Source organism: Streptomyces sp. NPDC020422 (assembly GCF_044386705.1).
Classification (GTDB): Bacteria; Actinomycetota; Actinomycetes; order Streptomycetales; family Streptomycetaceae; genus Streptomyces.
On the sequence record NZ_JBIRVJ010000005.1, the window covers coordinates 223,327 to 248,082 of the forward strand.

At 72.8% G+C, this 24,756-nt stretch carries 23 protein-coding genes; 10 read left to right on the plus strand and 13 right to left on the minus strand.

Annotated features, from left to right (window positions below):
- The first annotated feature begins 59 nt into the window (after positions 1 to 59).
- The 6 genes from asnB to ACH414_RS15085 all read left to right on the plus strand — a co-directional run bounded on the left by asnB (position 60) and on the right by ACH414_RS15085 (position 7,288).
- A complete protein-coding gene (asnB, locus tag ACH414_RS15060; protein ID WP_382532970.1) occupies positions 60 to 1,865 on the plus strand; it encodes an asparagine synthase (glutamine-hydrolyzing) in 1,806 nt (601 codons plus the stop codon).
- A 118-nt stretch (positions 1,866 to 1,983) separates the two neighbouring features.
- Positions 1,984 to 2,838: a hypothetical protein gene (locus ACH414_RS15065; RefSeq protein WP_391769329.1), complete on the plus strand. Its 855-nt coding sequence runs from the start codon at positions 1,984 to 1,986 to the stop codon at positions 2,836 to 2,838.
- Between the two features lie 126 nt (positions 2,839 to 2,964).
- Positions 2,965 to 3,702, plus strand: coding sequence for an SDR family oxidoreductase (locus ACH414_RS15070; RefSeq protein WP_382532967.1), 738 nt, complete (start codon positions 2,965 to 2,967; stop codon positions 3,700 to 3,702).
- 137 nt (positions 3,703 to 3,839) lie between these two features.
- Positions 3,840 to 5,405, plus strand: a complete 1,566-nt coding sequence (locus tag ACH414_RS15075) for a class I tRNA ligase family protein (RefSeq protein ID WP_382532965.1) — start codon at positions 3,840 to 3,842, stop codon at positions 5,403 to 5,405.
- A gap of 151 nt (positions 5,406 to 5,556) precedes the next feature.
- Positions 5,557 to 6,873, plus strand: coding sequence for a D-inositol-3-phosphate glycosyltransferase (mshA, locus tag ACH414_RS15080; protein ID WP_382532963.1), 1,317 nt, complete (start codon positions 5,557 to 5,559; stop codon positions 6,871 to 6,873).
- Between the two features lie 217 nt (positions 6,874 to 7,090).
- Positions 7,091 to 7,288 carry a hypothetical protein gene (locus ACH414_RS15085; RefSeq protein WP_382532962.1) on the plus strand — a complete coding sequence of 66 codons (198 nt, stop codon included), beginning with the start codon at positions 7,091 to 7,093 and terminating at the stop codon, positions 7,286 to 7,288.
- A gap of 73 nt (positions 7,289 to 7,361) precedes the next feature.
- Here the strand turns inward: ACH414_RS15085 and ACH414_RS15090 are convergent, their stop codons facing one another.
- The 10 genes from ACH414_RS15090 to ACH414_RS15135 all read right to left on the minus strand — a co-directional run bounded on the left by ACH414_RS15090 (position 7,362) and on the right by ACH414_RS15135 (position 16,715).
- Positions 7,362 to 8,417, minus strand: a complete 1,056-nt coding sequence (locus ACH414_RS15090) for a LuxR C-terminal-related transcriptional regulator (RefSeq protein ID WP_382532960.1) — start codon at positions 8,415 to 8,417, stop codon at positions 7,362 to 7,364.
- A gap of 51 nt (positions 8,418 to 8,468) precedes the next feature.
- A complete protein-coding gene (locus ACH414_RS15095; RefSeq protein WP_382532958.1) occupies positions 8,469 to 9,503 on the minus strand; it encodes a LuxR C-terminal-related transcriptional regulator in 1,035 nt (344 codons plus the stop codon).
- Between the two features lie 97 nt (positions 9,504 to 9,600).
- Complete coding sequence (locus tag ACH414_RS15100; RefSeq protein ID WP_382532956.1) at positions 9,601 to 10,041, minus strand: Fur family transcriptional regulator; 441 nt, start codon at positions 10,039 to 10,041, stop codon at positions 9,601 to 9,603.
- 103 nt (positions 10,042 to 10,144) lie between these two features.
- Positions 10,145 to 11,140, minus strand: coding sequence for an SAM-dependent methyltransferase (locus ACH414_RS15105; protein WP_398942057.1), 996 nt, complete (start codon positions 11,138 to 11,140; stop codon positions 10,145 to 10,147).
- Positions 11,141 to 11,409: 269 nt separating this feature from the next.
- Positions 11,410 to 11,685, minus strand: a complete 276-nt coding sequence (locus ACH414_RS15110) for a GNAT family N-acetyltransferase (RefSeq protein ID WP_382532951.1) — start codon at positions 11,683 to 11,685, stop codon at positions 11,410 to 11,412.
- 309 nt (positions 11,686 to 11,994) lie between these two features.
- Complete coding sequence (locus ACH414_RS15115; RefSeq protein WP_386565486.1) at positions 11,995 to 12,906, minus strand: M56 family metallopeptidase; 912 nt, start codon at positions 12,904 to 12,906, stop codon at positions 11,995 to 11,997.
- A gap of 13 nt (positions 12,907 to 12,919) precedes the next feature.
- Positions 12,920 to 13,294: a BlaI/MecI/CopY family transcriptional regulator gene (locus ACH414_RS15120; RefSeq protein WP_382532946.1), complete on the minus strand. Its 375-nt coding sequence runs from the start codon at positions 13,292 to 13,294 to the stop codon at positions 12,920 to 12,922.
- A 415-nt stretch (positions 13,295 to 13,709) separates the two neighbouring features.
- The gene (locus tag ACH414_RS15125; RefSeq protein ID WP_031010474.1) at positions 13,710 to 13,991 is read right to left on the minus strand and encodes a metal-sensitive transcriptional regulator; all 282 of its coding nucleotides are present in this window, start codon (positions 13,989 to 13,991) and stop codon (positions 13,710 to 13,712) included.
- Between the two features lie 31 nt (positions 13,992 to 14,022).
- A complete protein-coding gene (locus ACH414_RS15130) occupies positions 14,023 to 16,290 on the minus strand; it encodes a heavy metal translocating P-type ATPase (RefSeq protein WP_398942061.1) in 2,268 nt (755 codons plus the stop codon).
- A 134-nt stretch (positions 16,291 to 16,424) separates the two neighbouring features.
- The gene (locus ACH414_RS15135; protein ID WP_382532942.1) at positions 16,425 to 16,715 is read right to left on the minus strand and encodes a cation transporter; all 291 of its coding nucleotides are present in this window, start codon (positions 16,713 to 16,715) and stop codon (positions 16,425 to 16,427) included.
- A gap of 194 nt (positions 16,716 to 16,909) precedes the next feature.
- Between ACH414_RS15135 and ACH414_RS15140 the strand changes: the two genes are divergently transcribed.
- Together ACH414_RS15140 and ACH414_RS15145 are read left to right on the plus strand one after the other, a co-directional pair.
- Positions 16,910 to 17,869 carry a hypothetical protein gene (locus tag ACH414_RS15140; RefSeq protein ID WP_386565479.1) on the plus strand — a complete coding sequence of 320 codons (960 nt, stop codon included), beginning with the start codon at positions 16,910 to 16,912 and terminating at the stop codon, positions 17,867 to 17,869.
- 52 nt (positions 17,870 to 17,921) lie between these two features.
- The gene (locus ACH414_RS15145) at positions 17,922 to 18,623 is read left to right on the plus strand and encodes a copper homeostasis protein CutC (RefSeq protein WP_382532939.1); all 702 of its coding nucleotides are present in this window, start codon (positions 17,922 to 17,924) and stop codon (positions 18,621 to 18,623) included.
- A 64-nt stretch (positions 18,624 to 18,687) separates the two neighbouring features.
- Here the strand turns inward: ACH414_RS15145 and ACH414_RS15150 are convergent, their stop codons facing one another.
- A complete protein-coding gene (locus ACH414_RS15150) occupies positions 18,688 to 19,317 on the minus strand; it encodes a hypothetical protein (RefSeq protein WP_398942064.1) in 630 nt (209 codons plus the stop codon).
- Between the two features lie 315 nt (positions 19,318 to 19,632).
- The gene (locus ACH414_RS15155) at positions 19,633 to 20,235 is read right to left on the minus strand and encodes a hypothetical protein (protein WP_386565475.1); all 603 of its coding nucleotides are present in this window, start codon (positions 20,233 to 20,235) and stop codon (positions 19,633 to 19,635) included.
- Positions 20,236 to 20,455: 220 nt separating this feature from the next.
- Between ACH414_RS15155 and ACH414_RS15160 the strand changes: the two genes are divergently transcribed.
- A complete protein-coding gene (locus ACH414_RS15160) occupies positions 20,456 to 21,610 on the plus strand; it encodes an aminoglycoside phosphotransferase family protein (protein ID WP_398942066.1) in 1,155 nt (384 codons plus the stop codon).
- A gap of 73 nt (positions 21,611 to 21,683) precedes the next feature.
- A complete protein-coding gene (locus ACH414_RS15165; protein ID WP_398942068.1) occupies positions 21,684 to 22,619 on the plus strand; it encodes a sodium:calcium antiporter in 936 nt (311 codons plus the stop codon).
- 36 nt (positions 22,620 to 22,655) lie between these two features.
- Here the strand turns inward: ACH414_RS15165 and ACH414_RS15170 are convergent, their stop codons facing one another.
- Positions 22,656 to 24,740 (minus strand): HelD family protein, encoded by a 2,085-nt coding sequence (locus ACH414_RS15170; RefSeq protein ID WP_398942070.1) that lies wholly within the window; start codon positions 24,738 to 24,740, stop codon positions 22,656 to 22,658.
- Between the last annotated feature and the right edge of the window lie 16 nt (positions 24,741 to 24,756).

Below are 24,756 nucleotides of genomic sequence, written 5' to 3' on the forward strand. Positions count from 1 at the left end.
AAATCATTGGGTGCGACACGTGGACAGTGACTGGTAGAGAGATCCGGAGGCGACCGGCAATGTGCAGGATCCTCGGCACCATCGCCGCGGCAGCGGCCCGCCCCGACCCGGCCGAGCTCGCGGCGGTCTCCGCCCGGCAGCGGCACGGCGGCCCCGACGAGCACCAGGTGCTCAGCGGGCCCGGCTGGGCGCTCGGCTGCGACCGGCTCGCCGTCACCGACCCCTGCGGCGGGCACCAGCCCTACCGGCTGCCCCACCTGCCCGGGATCCTCGCCGTGCTCAACGGCGAGATCTACAACCACGTCGAGCTGCGCCGCCGGCTCGCCGCGCGCGGCCACCGCTTCCCCGACCGCTGCGACGGCACGCTGCTGCCCGCGCTGTACGCCGAGTACGGGCCCGGCTTCGCCGAGCACCTCGACGGGATGTTCGCCGTCGCCGTCCTCGACCTGCGCCCCGGCAGCGCCCGACTGGTGCTCGCCGTCGACGACATGGGCATGAAGCCGATCCACCTGCACCACGACCCCCACGACGGGTCCACGCGCTTCGCCTCCGAGATTCCCGCGCTGCTCGCCTTCGAGGGGGTGCGGATCGCCCCGCGCGAGGACGCCCTCGACACCGTCCTCGCCACCCGCACCTCGTTCTCCGCGCACACCGCCCTCGACGGCGTCGACGTGCTGCCGCCCGGGGCCACCGCCGTCGTACGCCCCGGCTGCGCGCCCGTCGTGCGGCGGCGCGCCCCGCACGCGGCCCGGCCGCTCGGCGACACCCAGGACGTGCTGCGGCACGAGGTGCGCCGGCTCGCCACCGCGGACGTCCCGGTCTGCGCGGTCACCAGCGGCGGGCTCGACTCGGGGCTGGTCACCGCGCTCGCCGCCGAGCACGCGCGCGAGACGGACGCCCCGCCGCTGCACACCTTCCACCTCTCCTACCGAGGGAAGTGGCCCGACTCCGAGGCCGCGTACGCCCGTGCGGTGGCACGGCGGGCCCGGACGGTCCACCACGAGGTGGTCGTCGACCCCGACGAGATCCCCTCCCTGCTCACCCGGACCATCCGGCACCTCGGCCAGCCCAACGCGGACCCGATCGCGCTCTCCACCTACGCGCTCTTCCGCGCCGTGCGCGAGAGCGGCTTCACCGTGGCGCTCACGGGAGACGGGGCGGACGAGCTGTTCGGCGGGTACGACCGGATGCGGGCGGCGGTGGCGGCGCCCGCCGGGATCGACTGGGCCGGCGCCTACGCCGACGCGCTGTCGGCGGCGCCGCGGCTGCTGCGGGAGCACCTGTACACCTCGTCGTACGCCGCCTTCGTCGCCGACCAGGGCTCGGCGGCCGACCGCATCGAGCAGGAGCTGCGCTCGGCGGACGCGGCCGGGGTGGACCGGATCACGGCGCTGAGCGCCTTCGAGACGCGGTGGCGGCTGCCGGCGTACCACCTGCGACGGGTGGACCACCTGTCGATGGCGTGGGCGGTGGAGGCGCGGCTGCCGTTCTGCCAGCCGGGGGTCGTGGCGCACGCGGGCGGGCTGCCGCCGTCGGCGCGGCACGGCAAACCCGCGCTGTACGAGGCGGGCGCGGAACTCCTCCCGGCGGCGGTCCTGAACCGCCCCAAGCAGCCCTTCACCCTGCCGGTGGCCGCGATGCTGGCGCCGGGGGGACCGCTCCTGGAGACGGTCCGCGAGCTGCTGTCGCCGGCGCGTCTGGTCCTCGGCGGGAAGGTCCGCGCGGACCGCGTCCGAAAACTCCTGGCCCGGCACCTGGAACGGCCCAACCAGCACGCGGCCCTGGCCCTTTGGGGCCTGGCGGTCCACGAGCTGTGGACGGAGGTCGTCCAGGGCATGCGCATCCCGGCCGGCTGTGCAGCCTGACCCCCCGGCCCCGGCCGGCCCCGCCCCCGCGCCCTCGCCCCGCCCGCGTGGGGGAGCGTCCCGCGGGGCGGCGGGGGTCCCCCCGGACGGGGGTGGGCGTGCCGGCACCGTGGTCCGGGTGGTGCGGGCCGAGGACGCGCCCGGGCCCACGCTCGTCGTGCGGCTCGACCAGCTGCCTCCCGGTGCCCTGGGACTGGCGCGGGAGTTGGCGGGAGTGCGCCAGGCGCTGGCGGCCACCCCGTACGCCGAAGCGAACAAGATCGCGGTGTACGGCCCGTCCCACCGGGACGGGGTGGACCTCGACTACCGCTTCGTCCAGGCCCTCCCCGGCGCCCGCTTCGACTTCCGCACCGGCTGCGGCCACTCGCTCCTCGCCTGCGTGGTCGCCGAAGGCCGCGCCCAGGACGTCACCGTACGGGCCGTGACGACCGGGGACACCGTCCACGTCGCGCGGCACGGCGACGACCACACCCTGCACTTCCTGCGCGCCCCCGACGCCCCCGGCACCCTCCCCACCGGCCACCCCGTGGACCGCGTCCTCGGCGTGCCCGTCTCGCTCGTGCGGTACGGGAATCCGTACGTCTTCGTCGACGCCCGGCACCTGGACCTGGACCTGGCGCGTCTGGAAGAGCAGCTGCACCGGCTGCGCGGCGCCGCCGGGCGGCTGCTCGGGTACCAGGAGCACGCGCCGCTGCCCAAGATCGCCGTCTTCCGCCCCACCCCCGACGGCCTCGACATCCGCGCCCTCACCGTCGGCGGCTGGCACCCCCGTCTCGCCCTCACCGGCGCCGCCGCCCTCGGTGCCGCCGCCGCGCTCGACGGCACCGTCGTGCCGGCGGAGCTGGGGCGGGTGAGGACGCCCGGCGGGGGCGTCAGCGTGTCCGCCGGCGCCGACCGGGTCTCCGTCCACCACAAGCGCGCCCGCGTTCTCGACCGGCTCGAACTGCCCTGGCGTATCCACGCAACGGCGTGAATGCGCACCCCTGGGGCCGGGTGGTCCGCCGCATTCCTCTGTCACGCTGAATTACGACCGCCGGAGTCTTGTCCGTGCCCTGGTCCGTGCGTATCCGTGGCGTATCCGTGGGGAGAGCAGACACACATGAAATTCGAGAATCTGCGTGTCGTCGTGACCGGCGCGTCCCGCTATTTCGGCCGCGCCCTCGCCGTCGGATTCGCGCATCTCGGCGCCGAGGTCTATGTGTCGGCGCGCACCGTCGAGGCCGCCGAGCGCACCCGTACCGAGGTCATGGGCTCGGCCCGCGACCGTATCCACGCCTTCGGCTGCGACCTGAGCCGGCCCGCCGAGATCCGGGAGTTCGCCGCCCGGGTCGGCGAGCGCACCGACCGGGTCGACCTGCTGGTCAACAACGGGGCCCGCTGGCTGGACGGGATGGACCTGGAGGCGGCGAGCGACGACGAGATCGTGGAGACGATCGAGTCGACGGCCGGCGGCACCGTGCTGATGGTGAAGCACTTCCTGCCGCTGCTGCGCGGCTCGCTGCGCCCCGACATCGTCAACATGGTCGCCGTGCGGGACGCGGAGGGCGCGTCCACGGGCGCCGCGCACGAGGCGTTCTACGCGGCGAAGAGCGCCCAGGCCGGATTCGCCGACATCCTCTCCCGCCGGCTGCGCCCCTCCGGCGTGCGGGTCTTCTCGCTCTACCCGCCGGACTTCTCCACCTCCGACCCGCGGTTCGCCGAATGGAACGGCCTCAATCCGGACGGAATAGCCCCCGACGAGAAGCTGACCACCCAGGCGCTCTTCGAATGCATCGTCTACGCCGTCGAGCAGCCCCGCGACTGCTTCATCCGCTCCTTCCACTTCGAACCCCGCTGAGGTCCCCGCACCCCGCTGAGGCCCCCGCACCCCGCCGGCGGCGCCCGAACTCCGCTGTCCGTGCCCCCGCCGACCGCAACCCCCCGCTGCCCCGAGCCGCGCCCCCGCTCACCGCACCACAGCGTCAAGGAGGTCCCATGAGCACCCCTGTCTGGATCACCGCGACCCCTCCGGCCACCCATGGCGAACTGCACATCGGCCATCTCGCCGGCCCGTACGTCGCGGCCGACGTCCTGACCCGCTATCTGCGGGCCGAGGGCGAGCCGGTGCGGTTCACCACCGGTACCGCCGACCACGCCAGCTCGGTCGAGGTCAGAGCGCTGCGCCACAACCGCAAGCCGGAGGAGGTCGCCGAGGGCTACCGCGCGGCGATCACCGCGGACTGGCTGCGGTCGGGCGTCGAGTTCGACCACATCGTCCGGCCGCGCCGCGACCGCGGCTACACCCGCTGGGTGCAGGAGCTCTTCAGCCGCCTGTACGCGCAGGGGGTCATCGCCCCGCGCACCCGCCTCCTGCCGTACTGCGAGCCGTGCGACCGGTGGCTGTACGGCGCGCACGTCACCGGCGCCTGCCCGCACTGCGGGGCGCAGAGCGACGGCGGCATGTGCCACGAGTGCGCCCGCCCCAACGACGGCGGCGACCTGATCGCGCCGCGCTGCTCGCTGTGCGACGCCCCCGCGCTCGCCAAGCGCTGCCGGCGGCTGTACGTACCCCTGGAGCCGTTCCGCGACACGCTCGCCGACTACTGGGCGGCGGCCGGTCTGCCGCCGCGGCTCGCCGCGCTGTGCGAGTCGCTCGTCGAGGACGGACTGCCGGACATCGCCGTCGGACACCCCGCCGACTGGGGGCTGCCGGTGCCGGTCGAGGGCTTCCCCGACCACCGCATCGACGGCTGCTTCGAGGCCGCCGCCATGCACCTGTTCGGCTACGACACCAAGGGTCCGCTGCCCCGCCGCACCATCCACTTCTGCGGCTTCGGGCACGCGTTCTGCCACGCGGTGCTGCTGCCGGTGCTGCTGCTCGCGCAGGACGTGAAGCTGCCGCAGGAGTTCAACGTCAACGAGTCGTACGTCGTCGAGGAGGGCGTCCAGGAGGGCAACGTCTGGGCGCTCGACCTGCTCACCGAGTACGGCTCCGACACCCTGCGCCGCCATGTCCTGCAGGCCCGCCCGACCGGCCGCAGGACCGTCTTCCAGCGCGACCGGCTCGCCGCGGCCCGCCTGGAGCTCGACGAGAACTGGAACAGCTGGCTGTCGCGGCTCTTCGGGTCCGTCCGCGAGGAGTGCGACGGGCTCGCCCCGCAGGCGCTGCCCGGCGGCACCGGCTGGGAGATCCTGGAGCGCCGGCTGCACCGGGGCGTGGACGACCTGCGCGAGGCGTACGGCCCCGACGCCTTCGACCCGCGGCGGGCGGTGGCCGTGCTCGACGAGATGGTCCGTTCGGTCGCCGACTTCGGCTACGTCAACGCCCACGAGCGCTGCCGGCCCGCCAACTCCTGCCGCCATCTGCCCTCGCTCGCGGCCCAGTTGGCGGTGGCCTCGGCGCTGTCGGCCTGGGCGCGGCCGGTGATGCCCGAGGGCGCGGACCGGCTCGCGGCGGCGCTCCAGGTGACGCCGGGGCGTCCGGTGGACTGGTCGGCGCTGATCGCCCCGCTGCCGGGGACGCGGCTCGCGCCGCCCTCCGGGCCGGTCTTCGGATTCTGAGCCGCCTTCCCGCACCCCGTACTACTAAGCAACTAAGTACCTCAGTAAGCACCCCGCAAGAGAACGCGAGCACCGCCGTCCCCATCCCCGCCGCGTGACCGTGCGCGCGACGCGCAGGGACCACGCGGCCCCCTCCCCACAGGAGCCCCACGTGTCCCTGCGCGTCGCCATGCTCAGCGTCCACACCTCCCCGCTCCACCAGCCCGGCACCGGGGACGCGGGCGGCATGAACGTCTACATGGTCGAGCTCTCCCGCGCCCTGGCGGAACAGGGCGTGGAGGTCGACCTGTTCACCCGTTGCCGCGGCGAGGGCCGGCCCGCCCTGGAGGAGCTCGCGCCCGGCGTGCGGGTCCGGCACCTGCACGCGGGGCCCCGGCGGGCACTGCCCAAGGAGGCCATGCCGGACCTGGTCGTGCCCTTCTCGCTCGCCCTGCTCAAGGAGGAGCGGCGCTACGACCTGGTCCACTCGCACTACTGGCTGTCCGGGCAGGCCGGGCGGATCGCCTCCTTCGGCTGGGGGATACCGCTGGTGCACACCGCGCACACCTTGGCCCTGGTGAAGAACGCGCACCTCGCCGAGGGCGACACCCCCGAGCCCGAGCTGCGGATCCGCGGCGAGCGCCAGGTGGTGGGCGACGCCGACCGGCTGATCGCCAACACGGCGGACGAGGCCGAGGCGCTGCGCTCGCTGTACGGGGCGGCGGCGCCGCGCACCGAGGTGGTGCGGCCGGGCGTGGACCTGCGCACCTTCGGGCCCGGGGCGGGTCGGGCGGCGGCGCGGGCGCGGCTCGGGCTGCCGGCCGACGCGTTCGTCCCGCTGTACGCGGGGCGCATCCAGCCGCTGAAGGGGCCCGACGTCCTGGTGCGGGCGGTCGCCGAGCTGCTGCGGATGGCGCCGGAGCTGCGCCGCCGGCTCCTGGTGCCGGTGGTGGGCGGGCACTCGGGGGCGAGCCGGGAGGGCTCGGTGTGGCGGCTGGCGGTGGAGCTGGGGGTCGACGACGTGCTCCGGGCCTGTCCTCCCGTACCGCAGGAGCGGCTCGCGGAGTGGTACCGGGCGGCCGATGTGCTCGTGGTCCCCTCGCGCAGCGAGTCCTTCGGTCTGGTGGCCCTGGAGGCGCAGGCGTGCGGGACGCCGGTGCTCGCCGCGGCGGTGGGCGGGTTGCCGACGGCCGTGTGGGACGGGGTCTCCGGGCTGCTCGTACGGGGCCACGACCCGGTCGCGTACGCGCGGCGGCTGCTGTGGCTGGCGCGGCATCCGCGGGCGCGGGTGTCGATGGGGGAGGCGGCGGTCCGGCATGCGCGGGGGATGAGCTGGCGGACGTCGGCGGTGCGGACGATCGACGTCTACGAGGACGCGCTGGCGGGTGCGCCGGCCCGTTCGGAACGGGTGGGGCAAGGGCGGCGGCACGCCCCTGCCCCGGCGGCCCCTCTCTCCTGGAGGAACGAGAAGGCCGTCGCCCAAGTCTAGCACCTCTTTTGGTTCGACCAAAGGTTAGAAGCGCTCCGGATCCCTCAATTCCGTTGCTATGGCGCCGCATTGACGCACTCACGCCATGGCGAGAGCACGCATCGAACAGCTATGGATTCGCTTACCAGGGCGGCCGAGAATAGAGATGTCTTCAGGGAGCGCCCGGCGGCACGGGCCCCCGGAAGGCGGAATTCACATTCCAACTCCTGGAGGAATCATGTCCGCTGAGCAGAACACCGGCGTGCGCAGGACCGTCCGTCAGCTCGCCCTCGCCCTGGTCGCCTGTATGGCCGTCGCCGGCGGTGCGGCCCTGGCCGCCGCCGACGACAGCGGCGCCGTCCCGGCCGAGCAGCACGCCGGCGTCAGCAACGAGTGGCCCTACTCCTCGCCGACCCCGGTCGCCCCGACCAACTGAGCCGGCCGCTTCCCGCACGAGGCAACGAGAAAGCCCCGCAATCGCCCTGCCACGATTGCGGGGCTTTTCCGTGTCAGTCGAGCCAGCCGAGCCGGACCGCGCGCACTCCGGCCTCGAAACGGCTCGACGCGCCCAATTCCTGCATGAGTTCCGAGAGCATTCGGCTCACCGTGCGCAGCGAGACACCGAGGTTCCGGGCGATCTTCTCGTCCTTCATTCCGGTCGCCAGCATCTGCAGCGCGGCCCGCTGCTGCTCCGACAGGCCGTCGCCACCGCGCTCGACCGAGGTCTCGTCCCCGTACGGGGCGGCCGTGTGCCAGCAGTGCTCGTAGAGCCCCAGGTAGGAGCGGACGAGGGCCGAGCCGCGGGCCAGGATGGCGCCCTCGCGCCCGTCCTCCGGGCGGATCGGCAGCAGCGCGTACTGCTGGTCGGCGATCACCATGTTCATCGGCACCGTCCGGGCGACCTTGATCTCCACGCCCATCTCGATGCGCATGCGCAGCAGTTCGGCGACTTCGGGCCGGTCGGCGTGGGCGCGGGAGTAGATGGCGCGGACCCGCACCCCGTTCTCCAGTTGGCGCCGGTCCCGGTCCAGGGTGCGCGCCTGGGCCTGACGGCTCGGTCCGCCCGGGTGCATGGAGGCCGAGCTCTCCTGGATGACGTCGGTGATGTCCTCCAGCGTCTGCTGGATCCTGCGGTAGTCCGTCAGCGCCTCCACCTCGACCTCGGAGCCCGCCAGGGTGCTGGCCCGCAGAAAGGTGCCGGCCAGGGTCTCCAGGGTGCTGAACGCCCGGTCGGCCTCGGCCAGGTGCTCCCGCAGCCGGGCCCGCTCCCGGTCCAGGAGGCGCAGCAGCGCGATCTCCGGGGCGACGGAGGCCACCGTGTCGGCGTCGGGCCGCCAGGAGGCGTCACGGACGTCGGCGACGGTGGCGTGGGTGCTGTTCGTGGGAACGATCAGGCCCAGTGCGATCAGTTCGGCCCGACATCGCTCGTACTCCTCGGGCGCGAAACCTAAGCCGCTCGCGGCCTCGGTGAAGCTCGACGCCCCGCGCCTGCGCAGTTCCTGATAGAGGGTCACCATCCGGCCGGTCGTCGCCCGGCCCCCCATGCCGCCGCCCGTCGTGACCATGGCGAACTATCCCCCCTATCGTCGCAAATCGCTTGTCCGGCAAAGCTCAGGCTACGCGGTGCGCCCGTGCGTCTCGCCGTCCAGCAGGCCCAGTCTGGCGGCCTTCACGCCGGCCTCGAAGCGGCTGGCGGCGTCCAGTTCCTGCATCACCTCGGAGATCAGCCGGCTCACGGTGCGCAGCGAGACGCCCAGGTTGCGGGCGACCTGCTCGTCCTTGATCCCGGAGGCCAGCATCCGCAGCGCGGCCCGCTGCTGTTCGGACAGGCCGTCGCCGCGGTGTTCGGAGGGCTCCTCGTGTCCGTACGGGGTGGCGGCGTGCCAGCAGTACCCGTACAGGGCGCGGTAGGAGCGCACCAGACCCGGACCCCGGGCCAGGATCGCGGCCGAATCGGGGTCGTGCGGATCGGTGGGCAGCAGGGCGAAGTTGTCGTCGGCGAGGACCATGTTCATCGGGACGACGGGGGACAGCCGCACCTCGACGCCGAGCGCGGTGCGGGCCGCGAGGTGCTGCGCCATCTCCGGCACGGTGCCGACCCGTTGGCTGTACATGGCGTGCACCCGCACCCCGCGCTCGACCCGGCTGCGGTCGCGGGCCAGCTCCAGTGCCATCTCCTCGCGGCGCACCGAGCCGGTCAGCATGGAGTGGACCGAGTCGCGGACCGTCTCCGTCAGGTCGGCGAGCTCGCGCCGGACCCGCTCGGGGTCGTCGACGATCTCGACCTCGACCTCGGAGCCCGGTTCGAGACCGGCCCGCAGAAACGGTCCGGCAAGGGTCTCCAGCGTGGTGTGGGCGCGACTGGTCTCGGCCAGCCGGTTCTCCAGCCGGTCCCGCTCGTGCTGGAGCAGATGGAGCAGGGCGACGTCGGGGGCGACGACGACGGGGGACGGCCGCTCGGGGGTGATGTGCCCGTGGTCGAGCAGGCCCAGGGCGATCAGTTCGTCACGGCAGCGCTCGCGCTCGGTCTCGGTCAGATCGAGCCGGCAGGCGACCTCGTCGAAGGATTCACCGGTGGTGGCGCGAAGCGCCTGGTAGAGGGTGAGGGCCTGTTCGCTTCCCGCACGCGCTCCGGCGGCGTTTTTGGACACAGCGCAGCAGACTCCCCTCGGATCGCGCGGATCCCGTTGAAACGCCCCGCTCGACCCTGCCACAGATTCGAACGCGACGCACGGTGTTCAAGCGCTTTCAGCGCGAAGGGTGCCCTTCGTGGCAGTCGGGGCAAAGGCCCTTGAAGACCACCTCGGCATCGCTCACCCGCCACTTCGGCAGGGCGCCCGCGGGCGGGGCGGGGGCGGTGGCCGTCACGTTCTCCACCCGGCCGCACTCGACGCACAGGGCGTGCTGGTGCGCGGGGCCCGAGATCTCGAAGACGGCCGGCAGGCCGGGGCGGTCGAACTTGCTGACCAGACCCGTCTCCTGGAAGTGCCGCAGCATCTCGTAGACGGCCTGGCTGGTCAGGGTGCCGAGCCGGTCACGGGCGGTCGCGGTGATCGCCTCGACGTCGAGATGGCCGCCGGCGGCGAGCACCGAGAGCACCTCGAGTCGCGGACCGGTGACCCGCAGGCCCACGTCGCGCAGGCGCTGGATCACCGCCTCGCGGTCCGCGAGCTCTTCCACGACTGCCATCTTCTCCGCCCGCCACCTGGTCGGCCCAAACTTTTGTGGGCATCGTACCTCTTGGCCGTCCTTGTCGTCAGTGGGTCGCCGGCCCGTCCGCCCCGCCCACGCGTCAGTCGTCGGCCCGGCAGACCAGCAGCACGCTCTCGGTCCGTTCGTCGATCCGCTGCCGCCGCCGGCCCTCGATGTGCAGCCCCGCCGAGTGCAGCTCGGCCGCCAGGTGCTCCCCGTCCACGATCCACTTGTCGGTGGTCAGCACGACCCGCTCGGTGGAGAGCTTGCCGGTGCGCGCCGAGTAGTACGTGATCCGCTCGCTCATCGAGCGCAGGTCGAAGACCTGGCGGGCCACCACCCACTCGTCGATCCCGTCGAAGCGGGGCACCTGGAAGGCCCAGGTCCGCTGCGGTTCCGCGATCAGCCCCGGCACGAGGTGCGCCGTGTAGTCGAGCGCGAGCGCTCCGCCCGCCCCCAGGTGCGAGGCGATCTCGCGCAGCAGCCGGGGGCGTGCGCGAGGCGGTACGGCGGAGACCATCGCGCCGGCCAGCAGGGCCAGCCGGTAGTCGCCGTCGAGCCGCAGCTCGGTGAGGTCGGCCCGGGTGGTCACGACCAGCTCGGCGACCTGCGGACCGATCCGCCGGGCCCAGGACTCGAGGCGTTCCAGGGCGGGGCCGTCCCGGTCCACGGCCTCCACGGCGAAGCCGTGCCGGGCGAAGGGGACGGCGAGCCGCCCGGCGCCCGAGCCGAGATCGAGGACGGGGCCGCCGGTGGAGCGGGCGAGGCCGAGGTACCGGACGATGTCGGCGCTGTGCGGGCCGAGGAGCGCGTCGTGCAGCCACACCGAGTCCTCGTCGCCGGGGGAGACCGATTCGAGTCCGGGAAGGGTGTCGGACTTGATCCGGATGCCGGCGCCGGGGGCGGGCGGTTCGAGGGCGTCGAGCGAGGCGAGCGCGGGTGGGGGATGGCCGGGGTGGCCCGGTTGACCGGCGTGGCCCGGTTGACCGGCGTGGCCCGGTTGACCGGGATGGCCGGGGTGGCCGTATCGGGACGGCAGGACCGGCGCGAGCGTCGCGGGCACGACGGGCAGGGAAGTGCCGCTCGGTGTGTGCATCGCTCCTCCAGGGCTCGCGCGGTCCATGCCGTCCGGGCGAGGTTCCCGTGCCGCCGGGTCCCGCGCCGCTGTGCTCCATCCTCACCGGGGACGGAGGGCCGATTCCAGCGGATCGGGGGGCGTGAACACGCGATGGCGTGTGTCTGCCACGAACGCGTGGCCGAAGCGGTGCCGAAGTGGTGCCGAGAGGCGCCCAGGCGGTGCCGAGGAGGTGCCGAGGAGGCGTCCAGGAGGTGCTGGGAATGTCCTGGGGCGGTCCTGAGGCGGTGTCAGAAAGCGCGGTGCAGGCGCGTGGGGTCCAGCGGGGCGAAGCCGCTCCGCAGGTAGAAGGGGAGCGCCGGGTCCCGCTCGCTCGGCAGCGTGACCCGCTGCTCGGTGGCGCCGAAGGAGCGCATCCGCCGGCCGGCCTCGGCCAGCAGGGCCGACCCCACGCCGCCGAGGCGCGCGCCGGGGGCGACGGCCAGGGCGTAGATCTCGCCCTCGCCCGGTACGGGCACGCCGCCGGCGGCCACGCCGAGGACCGTGCCGTCCGTTCCGGTCGCCACCAGCCAGCCGAGCCAACCGGGTGCGCCACCGGGAATTTCAATTTCCGCGCGGATACGGGGAAGTGAGCATTGCGCGGCGACAAGGCGTCCGGTCGGGATTTCTCCGAGTATTTCCGTGTAACTGCCCCGAATGGACTCCGCCAGCAGTCTGGATATCGTCGTCGCGTCCGCGGCCGCGGCCGCCCGCACGTCAGCCAGCTGCATCTGATTCGTACCCTTCGACGTGCCGAGCTGAACGCCAACATACCCACAATAGCGGGGAATTCAGGCGGCCGTGACCGATGTGAAATCTACGAATTCCCTTAGTATTTAATTGGGGAAGGAGCAGCAGGCGATGATCAGAGGGGCCGTCGCGAGACCGGCCGCAGCGATGGTGAGCAGCCCCCACAGCACCGGATGGCCCGCGCTGTGCGGGGCGAGGATGCGGCGCATGCGCAGCGCCGCCGAGGGGCCGCCGGCCGCGAAGGCCTCGCGGGGTGCCTTTCCCGAAGCCAGGGCGTACAGGGCGGTGGCGAGCGCGTCCCGCGAACAGCGGCGCAACGCCCGGTCGTCCGCGGTCATTTCGAGCAGCAGTGGCACCGCCGTGGCGCCGTGCCGGGCGAGCGGGAGAAAGCGGAAGGCGGCGGTGAACGACTCGGTCGCGGCGACCAGGAGGTGGTGCCGTCCGGAGATGTGGGCCCGCTCGTGCGCGAGGGCGGCGGCGAGCTGTGCCGGGGTGAGGGCGTGCAGGGCGCCGGAGGAGACCACCACCCGGCGCGAGCGGCCGGGCAGGCAGTAGACGGCGGGGCGTTCGTGCTCCAGGACCGTCGCCCGCAGCTCCGGGTCGTAGCGCCCGACGAGCCGCAGCGTCTCCGCGTGCCGCCGCCGCAGCCGTCTGGCGCGCAGCAGGACGCGGGCGAATCCGGCGATCGGGGCGGCGAGGAGGGCCAGCGCGGCCGTCGCGGCCACGTACTCGCGCGCGTCGAGGCGCAGCAGGCGGGCGGCGGGAGGGAGTCGCAGGGCGAAGAGGGCGTCGCTCAGCCGGTGGCCGGTGTGGCTGGGCAGGATCAGCTGGGCCGAGAGCAGGGCGACGCTGCCGGCGAAGACCGCCCCGCTCGCCGCCCACACGGCGAGCGCGAGCCGCGGCACCTGCTGCGCCCAGCGGGCCCGCACCAGGAGCCAGGGCACCAGCAGGCCCGTACACAGGGCGAGTCCGAGCGGGGGGAGGGTGTGATGGTTCATCGGTCCTCGCCGTTCATCGGTCCTCGCCCGGAGTGCGCCGGGTGGCGCGCAGGGCCGCGTCGAGGGCGGCCATGTCCTCGTCGGAGATGGTCTCCACGAAGCGCAGCAGCGCCGCGGGCCGGTCCTGGCTGTCGCCGAGCGCGTCCTGCATGAGTCCCGCGGTGTACTCCTCGCGGCTGCGGACGGGTTCGTACAGCCAGGCCCGGCCCGATTTCTCGCGGCGCAGCCAGCCCTTGCGGTGGAGTATGTCGGCGACCGTCATCACCGTCGTATAGGCGACCCGGCGCCCCAGATTGATGTCCTCGACGATCTCGCGGACCGTCGCGGGCCGCTGCCAGGCCCACAGTCGGTCCATGATCTCGGCCTCCAGCTCTCCCAGCCGGCGCACGCGCATCCCCTCCCGTCACGGGCGGCTCATCGTACGGGCCGCCCCACTCGGACAGGTATACCCCCCAGGGGTACGATGGGGGGATGACTGCCACGACACGGAACCGCCCTTGCGCGAAGGTGTGCGGAGTCGGACTCCCCGGATCCGCGGAGCTGGTGCTGCTCCGTCAGGTGCTCGGCCTGTGTCTTCGGCTGAGCGTCCGGCTCTCGACTGACTGCCCTTCGCACAAGGGCGGTTGACCCTCTCTTTACTTGTCCGGTCCTGGACTGCGTCAGGTCCGGATCGGGACCGGATCAGGTCCCGCTCGGGTCCGGATCGGGTCCGGATCGGGTCCCGCTCGGGTCCGGATCGGGTCCCTCTCGGGTCCGGATCGGGTCCCTCTCGGGTTCCCGCTCGGATCCGGATCGGGTCCCGATCAGGTCCGGATCAGCCGGGCGATCGCCTTCGAGGCCTCGCCCACCTTGACCTTGGCCTGGTCGCCGCCGGCCGCGATGGCCTCCGTGACGCAGCAGCTGAGGTGCTCGTCCAGGAGGGCCACGGCGCAGGACTGGAGGGCGGCGTTGATGGCGGAGACCTGGGTGAGGACGTCGATGCAGTACACGTCCTCGTCCACCATCCGCTGCACCCCCCTGACCTGGCCCTCGATGCGCCTGAGGCGTCTGATGATGTCTTCCTTGTGCTGTACGTAACCGGCCACGGCGGCCTCCTCGTCACATCACGGCGGACGTCTACTTGTCGGCGGCTTGGAATCCGCGCAGGCGCAGGCTGTTGCCGACCACGAAGACCGAGGAGAAGGCCATCGCCGCTCCGGCGATCATCGGGTTGAGCAGTCCGGCCGCGGCGAGCGGCAGGGCGGCCACGTTGTAGGCGAAGGCCCAGAAGAGGTTCGAGCGGATGGTGCCGAGGGTCCTGCGGGAGAGCCGGATCGCGTCGGCGGCCGCCCGCAGGTCACCGCGTACGAGGGTCAGGTCGCCGGCCTCGATGGCGGCGTCGGTGCCGGTGCCCATCGCGAGACCGAGGTCGGCCTGGGCGAGCGCGGCGGCGTCGTTGACGCCGTCGCCGACCATGGCGACCGAACGACCCTCGCCCTGCAGGCGCTTGACGACGTCGACCTTGTCCTGCGGCATGACCTCGGCGATCACCTCGCCGATGCCGACCTCGGCGGCGACGGCCTCCGCGACCGCCTTGTTGTCGCCGGTGAGCAGGATCGGGGTGAGGCCCAGGGCCTTGAGGCGGCGGATGGCCTCGGCGCTGGTCTCCTTGACCGCGTCGGCGACCTCCAGGACCGCGCGGGCCTCGCCGTCCCAGGCGACCGCGATGGCGGTCTTGCCGGTCTTCTCGGCGGCCTCCTTGGCGGCCCTGAGGGACGGCGGGAGTTCCATCGCCCACTCTTCGAGCAGCTTCTCGCGGCCGACGAGGACGGCGTGGCCGTCGACGACGCCCTGGACGCCCAGTCCGGGGATGTTGGCGAAGTCCTCGGGGGTGGGCAGGGTGCCGACCCTGGCGGCGGCGCCGGTGGCGACGGCCTGGGCGATCGGGTGCTCGGAGGAGTGCTCCAGGGCGCCGGCGAGGCGCAGCACGTCGTTCTCGTCGGTGCCGGCGGCGGTGTGGACCTTGATGAGGGTCATCCGGCCGGTGGTGACGGTGCCGGTCTTGTCGAGGACGATGGTGTCGACCTTGCGGGTGGTCTCCAGGACCTCGGGGCCCTTGATGAGGATGCCGAGCTGGGCGCCGCGGCCGGTGCCGACCATGAGGGCGGTCGGGGTGGCGAGGCCGAGGGCGCAGGGGCAGGCGATGATCAGGACGGCGACGGCGGCGGTGAACGCGGCGGTGAGGCCCTGTCCGGTGCCGAGCCAGAAGCCGAGGGTGCCGAGGGCGAGCGCGATGACGACGGGCACGAAGACGGCGGAGATCTTGTCGGCGAGGCGCTGGGCGGCGGCCTTGCCGTTCTGGGCGTCCTCGACCAGCTTGGCCATGCGGGCGAGCTGGGTGTCGGAGCCGACCCGGGTGGCCTCGACGACCAGTCGGCCGCCGGCGTTCAGGGTGGCGCCGGTGACGGAGTCGCCGACGGAGACCTCGACCGGCACGGACTCGCCGGTGAGCATGGAGGCGTCGACGGCGGAGGAGCCCTCGACGACGGTGCCGTCGGTGGCGATCTTCTCGCCGGGGCGGACCAGGAAGCGGTCGCCGACCTGGAGTTCGGCGGTGGGTACGGTGACCTCCTGGCCGTTCTTGAGGACCGTCACCTCCTTCGCGCCCAGCTGCATCAGCGCCTTGAGCGCGGCGCCCGCCTTGCGCTTGGAGCGGGCCTCGAAGTAGCGCCCGGCCAGGATGAAGGCGGTGACGCCGGCCGCGGCCTCCAGGTAGATGTTCCCGGCGCCGTCGGTGCGGGCGATGGTGAACTCGAAGGCGTGGGTCATCCCCGGGGTGCCGGCGGTGCCGAAGAACAGCGCCCACAGGGACCACAGGAACGCGGCGATGGTGCCGACGGAGATCAGCGTGTCCATGGTCGCGGCGCCGTGCTTGGCGTTGGTCCAGGCGGCCTTGTGGAACGGCCAGGCGGCGTAGACGACGACCGGGGCGGTGAGCGTGAGGCTCAGCCACTGCCAGTACTCGATCTGCAGGGCCGGGACCATCGCCATCGCGATGGTCGGCACGGCGAGCGCGACGGCGGTGACCAGGCGCTGCTTGAGCGGCCGGAGCTCGGCGTCGGCGATCTCCTCGCCGGAGGGGCCCTCGGGGCCGCCGGCGGCGGCGGGGCGCTCGGGCTCCGGCTCCTTGGCGGTGTAGCCGGTGGCCTCGACGGTGGCGATCAGCGCGGCGACGTCGATGTCGGCGTCGAAGGTGACCTTCGCCTTCTCGGTCGCGTAGTTGACGGTGGCCTCGACCCCGTCCATGCGGTTGAGCTTCTTCTCGATGCGGGCCGCGCACGAGGCGCAGGTCATGCCGCCGATGGCGAGCTCGACCTGGGCGGTGCCCGGAGTGGTCGTCGTCATGAAACTGCTCCTCGGTGTAGCGAGTTCGGGGGCCGGGGCCGGGGCTCGGGCATGGGGTCCCCCCTGCCCGAGCGAAGCCGGGAGCTTGGGGGAGGGCGGGCCCCGGCGGCCGGTGTCGGCGCGGGCGACGCCGGTCAGGCGCGGCCGGTCAGCTCGTAGCCGGCGTCGTCGACCGCCGCGGCGATGGCGGCGTCGTCGGGCTCGCCGCCGGTGGTGACGGTGACCTTGCCGGTGGCCACGTCGACGTCGACCGAGATGACGCCGTCGAGGGCGCCGACCGCGTTGGTGATCGCGGTCTTGCAGTGGCCGCAGGTCATGCCGGAGACGGCGTAGACGGTGGCGGTGCTGTCGGCGACGGCGGTGGCCGTCGAGATCTCGACGGTGTTGGTCGAGCAGCTGTTGTCGGGGGTGCAGCAGGAACCCATGTCGTCCTCCATCGTTCCGTTCGGGTGGGACCATACCCTCGGGGGGTATCGGTCTGAGGTCATGTATACCCCCCTTGGGTATCTGGCGCAAGCGCCGACCCGGCTTGACTTGATACCCCCCAGGGGTATGGTGAGGTGCAGTGAAGGGTGAAGTCGAGCCGGCCTCGGGCCGACCTACGCACGGGAGAGCAGCCATGAACACCGGAGTGAAGATCACCGCCTTTGCCGCCGCGCTCGCCGCGACCTTCGGGACCGCGTACGGGGTGGGCAAGGGCGTCGGCCCGATCGGCGAGCCCGCGAAGGCGGGGCACGGGGAGCACGCGGCGGCAGGGCGGGCGGAGGAGGCGGGGGGCGGTGGCCACGCGGGCCACGCGGAGGCGGCGAACGCCCCCGCGGCGGGCGGCCTCCAGGTGTCCGAGAACGGCTACACGCTCGCCCTGGAGACCCCGACCCCGGCGCCCGGCAAGAGCACCCTCAGGTTCTCGATCAAGGACGCGAACGGCCGGAAGGTCACCGCGTTCACCACGGAACACGGCAAGGAGCTGCACTTCATCGTCGCCTCGCGCGACCTGACGGTCTTCCGCCACCTGCACCCGGTGCGGGCCGCGGACGGCACCTGGTCGGTGGACGCGGACCTGCCGGCGCCCGGCGGCTACAAGGCCTTCGCCGACTTCAAGCCCGCGGCGCGGGGCGCCCAGGGCATCACGCTCGGCGCCGACCTGTCCGTGCCCGGCGCGTACGCCCCGCGGCCGATGCCGCCGGTGACGCCGGTGGCGAACGTGGACGGCTACCAGGTGCGGCTGGGCGGGACGCTCGACCCGGGCAGGGCGGGCGAGCTGAAGCTCACCGTCACCAAGGCCGGCCGGCCGGTCACCGACCTGGAGCCCTACCTCGGCGCGTACGGTCACCTCGTCGCCCTGCGCGACGGCGACCTGGCCTACCTGCACGTGCACCCGAACGAGGGCGGCCCCGGCCCCGACGTGTCCTTCACGGCGACGGCGCCGAGCCCGGGCACGTACCGCCTCTTCCTGGACTTCCAGCACGAGGGCAAGGTCCGCACGGCGGCCTTCACGGTGCGCGCGGGCGCGGCGTCCTCCGCCCCGGCGGCCGCTTCGACGCCCGCGCACGATGCGGGAGGCCACTCCCACGGCTAGTCTGGTCATTGGACTAGACCTGTAAGCCGTGATCCCTGGAGGAATGGGCTCAATGAGCAACCGTGCAGTGCTGGAGGTGATCGCCCTCGACGAGGAGGACGCGGTCGCTGCCCAGGCCGGTGGGGCGGACCGCCTCGAGCTGGTCACCGACATGGCGGCGGACGGGCTCACCCCGTCCACGACCGGCTTCGCGGCGATCCGCGCCGCCGTGGACATCCCGCTGCGCGTGATGCTCAGACTCACGGACGGCTTCGCGTCGGGAGACCGTGAGCAGGCGGACGCCCTCGTGGCGCGGGCCTCGGAGCTCAGGTCGGCCGGCGCGACCGAATTCGTCCTGGGCTTCCTGACCCCGGCCGGCGAGCCGGACCTGGTGGCGGTGGAGCGCCTGGTCGCCGTCCTGGACGGCTGCCGCTGGACCTTCCACCGGGCGATCGACCGCGCGGCCGACCGCGACGCCCTGCGCAAGCAGCTCGCGGACCTCCCGGGCCTCGACACCTACCTGACGGCGGGCGCGGCGACGGGCGTCGACGACGGCCTCGCGACCCTCACGGCGGAGGCGTCCCGCGCGGGCGAGCCCGGCTACGAACCCCAGATCCTCGTCGGCGGCGGCCTCCGCCTCGACCACCTCCCCACCCTCCGCGCGGCGGGCCTGGACGCCTTCCACATCGGCGGCGCGGCCCGCCCGTCCGGCTGGACGGCCCCGGTCTCGGCGGAGGCGGTCCGGACCTGGCGCGAGGCGCTGGACACGCCGTAGCCATCCCCCCGGCGAAAGCCCCCGGGGGCGTCCCTCGGGGGCTTCCGCGCTGCTTGGCGTGGCGCTACTTCTCCAGCGACAGGGTGAAGCGGCACGGGAGGTCCTGGGTGAATCTGTCAGACCCCTGGGTGTAGGTGAACCGGCACGTTGATGCCTCACCCGAAACCGGGCCGGTCACGGTGACCTTCACTGAATGGTAGATGTAGTTTTCCTTGCCTGGATCCAGTTTGATTGGCTGCTTCGAGTAATCCTTGTACGTGGCCGCCGGGAACTGCGGGTCACCGTCTGGAAATATGAGGGCTACGCCTCTGGTTTCTTCGCTGTCGAAGGCCGCGTACCGGTTGACCTTGAGTCCCTTGGGGAGATCGAGCACTCGGGCGTCTATCAACTCGACGGGCGAGTCGGATTCGTTCCTCAACTTGGGAAGGGCGAACCACCAGGACTGCCCGATCTTCGCGTGATCGTTCCAGACGATCGCTCCTCCGGACGGCCCCGCGAGGGCGTCTCCCTGGGAATGGTTCTCCTGTGGCGAAGTGCAGGAGGAGAGCGCTACCAGCGCCAGAAGGGCCGCTCCTCTCGTACGAGTGGAACGTGCCCTCCTTGCCCGTGGCGACTTGTGCATAAAGGCCGCAAACCCAGTGGTGAAGCTCCAACTACCGGTTCTCCTGATCGCAGTGGCGACCGTTGTCGTCATCTTTGTCTTGTAATTCGAACGAAGGCGGCCGGCAGTGCCACCGCGGCGCCGGATGTCAGCGCCACGGTCGGGGCGCTGCCAATGGTTCTCTTGCGTGAAACAGGAAAATGGCCCGCGGCCATAAGGAATCCCCCACGGAATATGGAAGCTGCCGGGTCAGGGCGGCTGGCGTCATTACATGCACACGATCCGGATTGGTCAAGCCTCTGCCGTTCGCGTGCAGGACAAGCCTCTCTCTCGTTGGGCGGTCGAGGCGGTAAGGCCGGGGCAGGCTGACTCTCACGCACAGCGTGGGTCGGAATCTCCCGCAAGGCGCTACTTCTCCAGCGACAGGGTGAAGCGGCACGGGAGGTCCTGGGTGAACGTCTCGGACCCCTGGGTGTAGGTGTAGCGGCAGCGGGAGGACTCGCCGGAAAGGGGGCCCGTGACCGTGGTCTTCACCGCGTAGAAGAGCGAGCTGTCCTCGCCGGGGGGCAGCTCGACCGGCTGCTTCGCGTGGTCCTTGTACGTGGACGTGGGGAATGCCGGGTCGCCGTCCTGGTAGACGAGGAGCAGGCCTCCGGTCTCCTTGCTGTCGAAAGCCGCGTACCGGCCGACCGCGAGTCCTTCGGGGAGGTCCAGTACGCGTACGTCGGTCAGCTCGACAGGTGAGTCCCACCGGTTCCGCAGGGTGCCGAGGCCGAACCACCAGGACTGGCCGACCTTCGCGTGCTCGCTGCTCGGCAGGCCGCTCATTCCGCCCGTCAGGGCGTTCCCCTCGCGGGGTGCGTCCCCGTGGGGTGGGGCGCAGGTCGCGAGGGCGGCGAGGAGGGCGAAGGCCGCGAGGCCGGCGCGCACGGGGAGGGGCTTTCTCGTCGTGTCCGGGTCGGCGTCGGGGCCCCAGATGGCCGAGGTGGCGGAAGAGTGGCGAGTGGCCATGGGCAATCCCCCCGAAATCCTGGAAACCGCCGGGTCAGGGCAGCGAAAAGCCATTACACGCGCGGGGTTCGGGTGGGTCAACGTGTCCAAGGACCAATTGATCAAGATCTGAGGTTGGGTGCCGGGACGCGGCGTGAATGCGCGCGCGGGTAGGCCTGTTCGTGACGCGCGGCCGGAAATGGCGAGCGGGGCGGGGCGGGGGCGGATTAGCCTCGCGGCCATGTCGAGCCAGTCGGGCCAGTCGAGCCAGCCGAGCGCCCCGGGCCAGTCGAGCCAGCCGAGCGCCCCGGGCCAGTCGAGCCAGCCGAGCGCCCCGGGCCAGTCGAGCGCCCCGGGCCAGTCGAGCGCCCCGGGCCAGCCGAGCGCCCCGGGCCAGTCGAGCGCCCCGAGTCGGCCCAGTCGGCCCAGTCGGTCCATCGCGTCCGCGCCACCTGTCCCGCCGGCCCCCGACGCCGACCTCGTACGCAGGCTGCTCGCCGTCCAGTTCCCCCAGTGGGCCCACCTGCCCGTGCGGCAGCTCGACTCCGCCGGGACCGACAACGCGATGTTCCGGCTCGGGGACGGGCTCGTCGTGCGTCTGCCCAAGGCCGACTGGGCGCAGGGGCAGGTCGAGAAGGAGCAGCGGTGGTTGCCGCGGCTCGCCGGGCGGCTGCCGCTGCCCGTGCCGGTGCCCGTCGGGAGCGGGGTGCCGGGCGAGGGGTTCACACAGCCCTGGGCCGTGTACGAGTGGCTCGACGGGGACGACGCCTTCGCCGCACCCGTACGCGATCTCGCCCACGCCGCCGTCGAGTTGGGCCGCTTCGGCGCCGCCCTGCGCGGCGTCGACGCCACCGGGGGGCCGGCGTCGTTCCGGGGCGGGCCCGTCACCGCCTGGGAGGAGGGGGCCATGGTGCCGGCCGTCCGCGCGCTCGGCGCGGACGGGACGCTCGACGCAGACGCCGTGTCCGCCGCCTGGGAGGAGGTGCTGCGGCTGCCCCAGTGGGAGGGCGAGCCCGTCTGGGTGCACGGCGACCTGCTGCCCGGCAACCTCCTCACCCGCGACGGGCGGCTCAGCGCCGTCATCGACTTCGGCGGCCTCGGCGTCGGCGACCCCGCCTGCGACATGATGGCCGCCTGGACCCTCCTCACCCCCGAGACCCGGCCCCTCTTCCGCGAGGCCGCCCGCGTCGACGACGCGACCTGGGCGCGCGGGCGCGGGTGGGCGCTGTGCTGGGGAGTGGTGACGGAGGACCACTACCGCGCCACCAACCCCGTCCTCGCCGCCGTCGCCCGACGGGCCTGGTCGCAGGCGCTGCCCGAGTACGGCGGTCCCGCGTCCCACTGGCCAGGGCTCGCTCGAATGTGCGACATGGGCATCCGCTCCGGCCCCTGCTAGCTTCCGAAGAGGCGTCGCGTGCAAGGCCTCAGGCGATTCGGTGAGTCCGCGCTGCTTAGGGGGGAGCAACCGGATGGCGTCCGTTCTCACCTTCCTCACCGGAGCGGCGTTGCTGATCTACAGCGCCGAGAAGCTGATCACCTGTCTGGTCGGCCTGGCGCGTGGCCCGGCGGTCTCGCTCTTCCTGCTCGGCCTCGTCTTCACCGGAATCGAGATCGACGATCTCGCCTTCAGCGTGGTGCTCAACGTGGAGGACCTGGAGGACGTCGCGCTCGGCGTCGTCTTCGGAACCGTCATCTCGATGACGGGCCTGGCCCTCGCGATCGCCGCCATCGTCGCGCCCTCGCGGGTGGAAGTCCCCAAGGACTACGTCGTGTTGTTCGCGGCCGCTCCTCTGGTCCTGGTCGTTCCCGCCCTGCTCGGCGAACTGGGCTTCTCCTTCTCGATCGTCCTGATCCTGCTCTTCGTGCTGTTCGTCGTCCGTGTCGTCCACGGCGAGTCCCGGCGGGCGGTGCCGCCGCGGAGCGCGGAACCGCCCGCGGCGGGGCTCGCCCGGTCCGGGTGGGTGCTGCTGCCGTCGGCGGTCCTCGCGTCCTTCGCCGTCGTCACCGGCGCCTGGGTCATGGCGAAGGGAACCGAGGGCATCCAGGAGCGGTTCGCGATCGGCGGCACGGTCTTCGGGGCGACGGCCGCGACGCTGGTGCTCTCCCTGGAGGACATGTTCCTCACGGCGGAGCCCGCCCGGAGGGGCGCACCCTCCCTGGGCATCGGCAACGTCATCGGCAGCGTGGTGTTCTCCGTGACGGCGAAGGTCGGCATCGTCGCCCTGGCCGGCGGAGCACTCGTGATCACCCCGGAGGTCTTCACCTGGCACCTGCCGTCCCTGGTGGTGATCAACGGGTTCGCCGCCTACGCGCTCCTCACCGGGCACCTGAGACGCTGGCACGGCATGGTGCTGCTCGCGGGCTACGTCGCCTACGTGACCGTCGGCCTCGCCACCGCCGCCTAGCCCAACTCGCCCCAACTCGGCCCCACTCGGACCAACTCAGCCCAACTGGCCGGGCAGGTCCGCCGCGTGGACGATCGTCAGGCCCGACACCGCACGCGTCAGCGCCACGTACAGGCGCCGCAGGCCCGTCCGTTCGTCCGGCTCGCCGTCCACCACCGCGGCCGGCTCGTCGAGCACCACGTAGTCGTACTCCAGGCCCTTGGCGAGCGAGGCCGGGACCAGCGTCAGGCGCGAGTCGGCGGTGGTCTCCTCGCCGGGGGAGAGGTACGTCAGGCCGGCGGCCTCCAGCGCCTCGGCCAGCGGGGCGATGCGGGCGTCCGCGGCGATCAGTCCGATCGAGCCCTCGTGCGCCAGCGACTCGACGCAGGCCGCCACGACGGCGGCGTCGAGGCCCCCCGCCCCGGCGGCGTCGAGGCCCCCCGCCCCGGCGGCGTCGAGGCCCTCCGTCCCCTCCACCCGGCGGATGGCCAGCGAGCCCGGGTTCTCCCGTACGGACTCCACCGGGGCGAGGCCCGGCGACATGTGCGGGAGGAGGCGGGAGGCGTACGCGATGACCTCGCGCGGCACGCGGAAGCCGGCCGTCAGCTCCTCGACGAGCGCCTCCGGCTTGCCCAGGTGCTCCAGGGCCTGCGCCCAGCTCTCCGTGGCCCACGGCGTCGTGCCCTGCGCCAGGTCGCCCAGGACCGTCGCCGAACCGGTCGTGCAGCGCCGCCCCACCGCCCGGTACTGCATGGGGGACAGGTCCTGCGCCTCGTCGAGGACCACATGGCCGAGCGAGTGTGTCCGCTCCACCAGGTCCTTCGTCTCGTCGACGAGGACGGCGTCCGCCGCCGACCACTTCGCCGACTTCACGCTCCGCGCGGGCTTCGCCCAGAGCAGCAGCTTCTGCTCGTCCTCGTCGAGGATTCCGTCGGCGTGCTCGGCCAGGAAGTCGGGGTCGCTCAGCAGGCGCAGCACCAGCTTCGCCGGGTCGACCGCCGGCCAGCACTCCTTCACGACGGCCTTGACCGCCGCGTTGCGCGCGACCGCGTTCTGCACCCGGTCGTCGGGCGCCTCGCCGGCCTCCTCCATGCGCACCAGGACCGCGTGCGCGATGCGCTGCGGCAGGGCCTCGCGGGCCGCCCCGTACCGGATGTCCCGGTCGAGCAACTCCCGGACCATCTCCTCCAGTTCGTACGCGGGCACCCGCCAGCGCCGGGAGCCGCGGACCACCATCAGCGGCTCCGTGGGCAGGGAGACGTGCGAGCGGACGGCCCGCCGCAGCACCTCCGCCATCCGGGCGTCGCCCTTGACGACGGCGGTCGCCGCCTCGTCCGTGCCGCGCACCTCGACGTGGGCCACGAGGTCGTCGACGGTCGCCTGCTGCACCTCCAGCTCGCCGAGCGCGGGCAGCACCTGCTCGATGTAGTGCAGGAAGGAACGGTTCGGCCCGATGACCAGGGTGCCGGTGCGGGCGAGCCGCTCCCGGTGCGCGTAGAGCAGGTACGCGACGCGGTGCAGGCCGACGGCGGTCTTTCCGGTGCCGGGGCCGCCCTGCACACAGACCGTGCCGGACAGGTCGGAGCGGACGATCTCGTCCTGCTCGGGCTGGATGGTGGCGACGATGTCGCGCATCGGGCCGACGCGCGGGCGCTCGATCTCCGCCTGGAGCAGGCGGCTGGTCTGCTGGAGCTCGGACGGATCGGAGAGGTGCTCGTCCTCGTACGCGGTGAGTTCGCCGCCGGTGTAGCCGAAGCGCCGCCGCAGCCCGACGTCCTGCGGGTTCTGCTTGGAGGCCTGGTAGTACGGCTGGGAGACCGGCGCACGCCAGTCGATCACCATCGGGTCGCCGGCGGCGTCGTGGACGTGCCGCCGGCCGATGTAGAAGCGCTGGCCCTCCTGCGTGGTGTGCAGATAGTCGAGCCGGCCGAAGAAGAGCGGGGTGTCGGCGAGGTCGGCGAGGGCCTTGATGCGGTCCTCGATCTGGCGGGTCAGGATGACGGCGTTGACCCAGTTCGCGGTGACGTCCTTGATGTCGAGCGACTCCACGTCCTCGCGCATCGCGCGCAGGGCGGCACGGGACGCGGACAGATGGGCGCGCTCCCGCGCGAGCGGATCGTCGGTGGCGGACGTTACGGACACGGTGAAGCCTCCGGGT

Coding starts and splice junctions, on each gene's coding strand:
- ACH414_RS15155 (WP_386565475.1), bottom strand. CDS start 20,235: ATGGCCACTCGCCACTCTTCCGCCACCTCGGCCATCTGGGGCCCCGAC.
- ACH414_RS15165 (WP_398942068.1), top strand. CDS start 21,684: ATGGCGTCCGTTCTCACCTTCCTCACCGGAGCGGCGTTGCTGATCTAC.
- ACH414_RS15105 (WP_398942057.1), bottom strand. CDS start 11,140: ATGCACACACCGAGCGGCACTTCCCTGCCCGTCGTGCCCGCGACGCTC.
- ACH414_RS15140 (WP_386565479.1), top strand. CDS start 16,910: ATGAACACCGGAGTGAAGATCACCGCCTTTGCCGCCGCGCTCGCCGCG.
- ACH414_RS15090 (WP_382532960.1), bottom strand. CDS start 8,417: ATGGTCACGACGGGCGGCGGCATGGGGGGCCGGGCGACGACCGGCCGG.
- ACH414_RS15130 (WP_398942061.1), bottom strand. CDS start 16,290: ATGACGACGACCACTCCGGGCACCGCCCAGGTCGAGCTCGCCATCGGC.
- ACH414_RS15145 (WP_382532939.1), top strand. CDS start 17,922: ATGAGCAACCGTGCAGTGCTGGAGGTGATCGCCCTCGACGAGGAGGAC.
- ACH414_RS15160 (WP_398942066.1), top strand. CDS start 20,456: ATGTCGAGCCAGTCGGGCCAGTCGAGCCAGCCGAGCGCCCCGGGCCAG.
- ACH414_RS15150 (WP_398942064.1), bottom strand. CDS start 19,317: ATGACGACAACGGTCGCCACTGCGATCAGGAGAACCGGTAGTTGGAGC.
- ACH414_RS15100 (WP_382532956.1), bottom strand. CDS start 10,041: ATGGCAGTCGTGGAAGAGCTCGCGGACCGCGAGGCGGTGATCCAGCGC.
- ACH414_RS15115 (WP_386565486.1), bottom strand. CDS start 12,906: ATGAACCATCACACCCTCCCCCCGCTCGGACTCGCCCTGTGTACGGGC.
- ACH414_RS15070 (WP_382532967.1), top strand. CDS start 2,965: ATGAAATTCGAGAATCTGCGTGTCGTCGTGACCGGCGCGTCCCGCTAT.
- ACH414_RS15075 (WP_382532965.1), top strand. CDS start 3,840: ATGAGCACCCCTGTCTGGATCACCGCGACCCCTCCGGCCACCCATGGC.
- ACH414_RS15085 (WP_382532962.1), top strand. CDS start 7,091: ATGTCCGCTGAGCAGAACACCGGCGTGCGCAGGACCGTCCGTCAGCTC.
- ACH414_RS15135 (WP_382532942.1), bottom strand. CDS start 16,715: ATGGGTTCCTGCTGCACCCCCGACAACAGCTGCTCGACCAACACCGTC.
- asnB (WP_382532970.1), top strand. CDS start 60: ATGTGCAGGATCCTCGGCACCATCGCCGCGGCAGCGGCCCGCCCCGAC.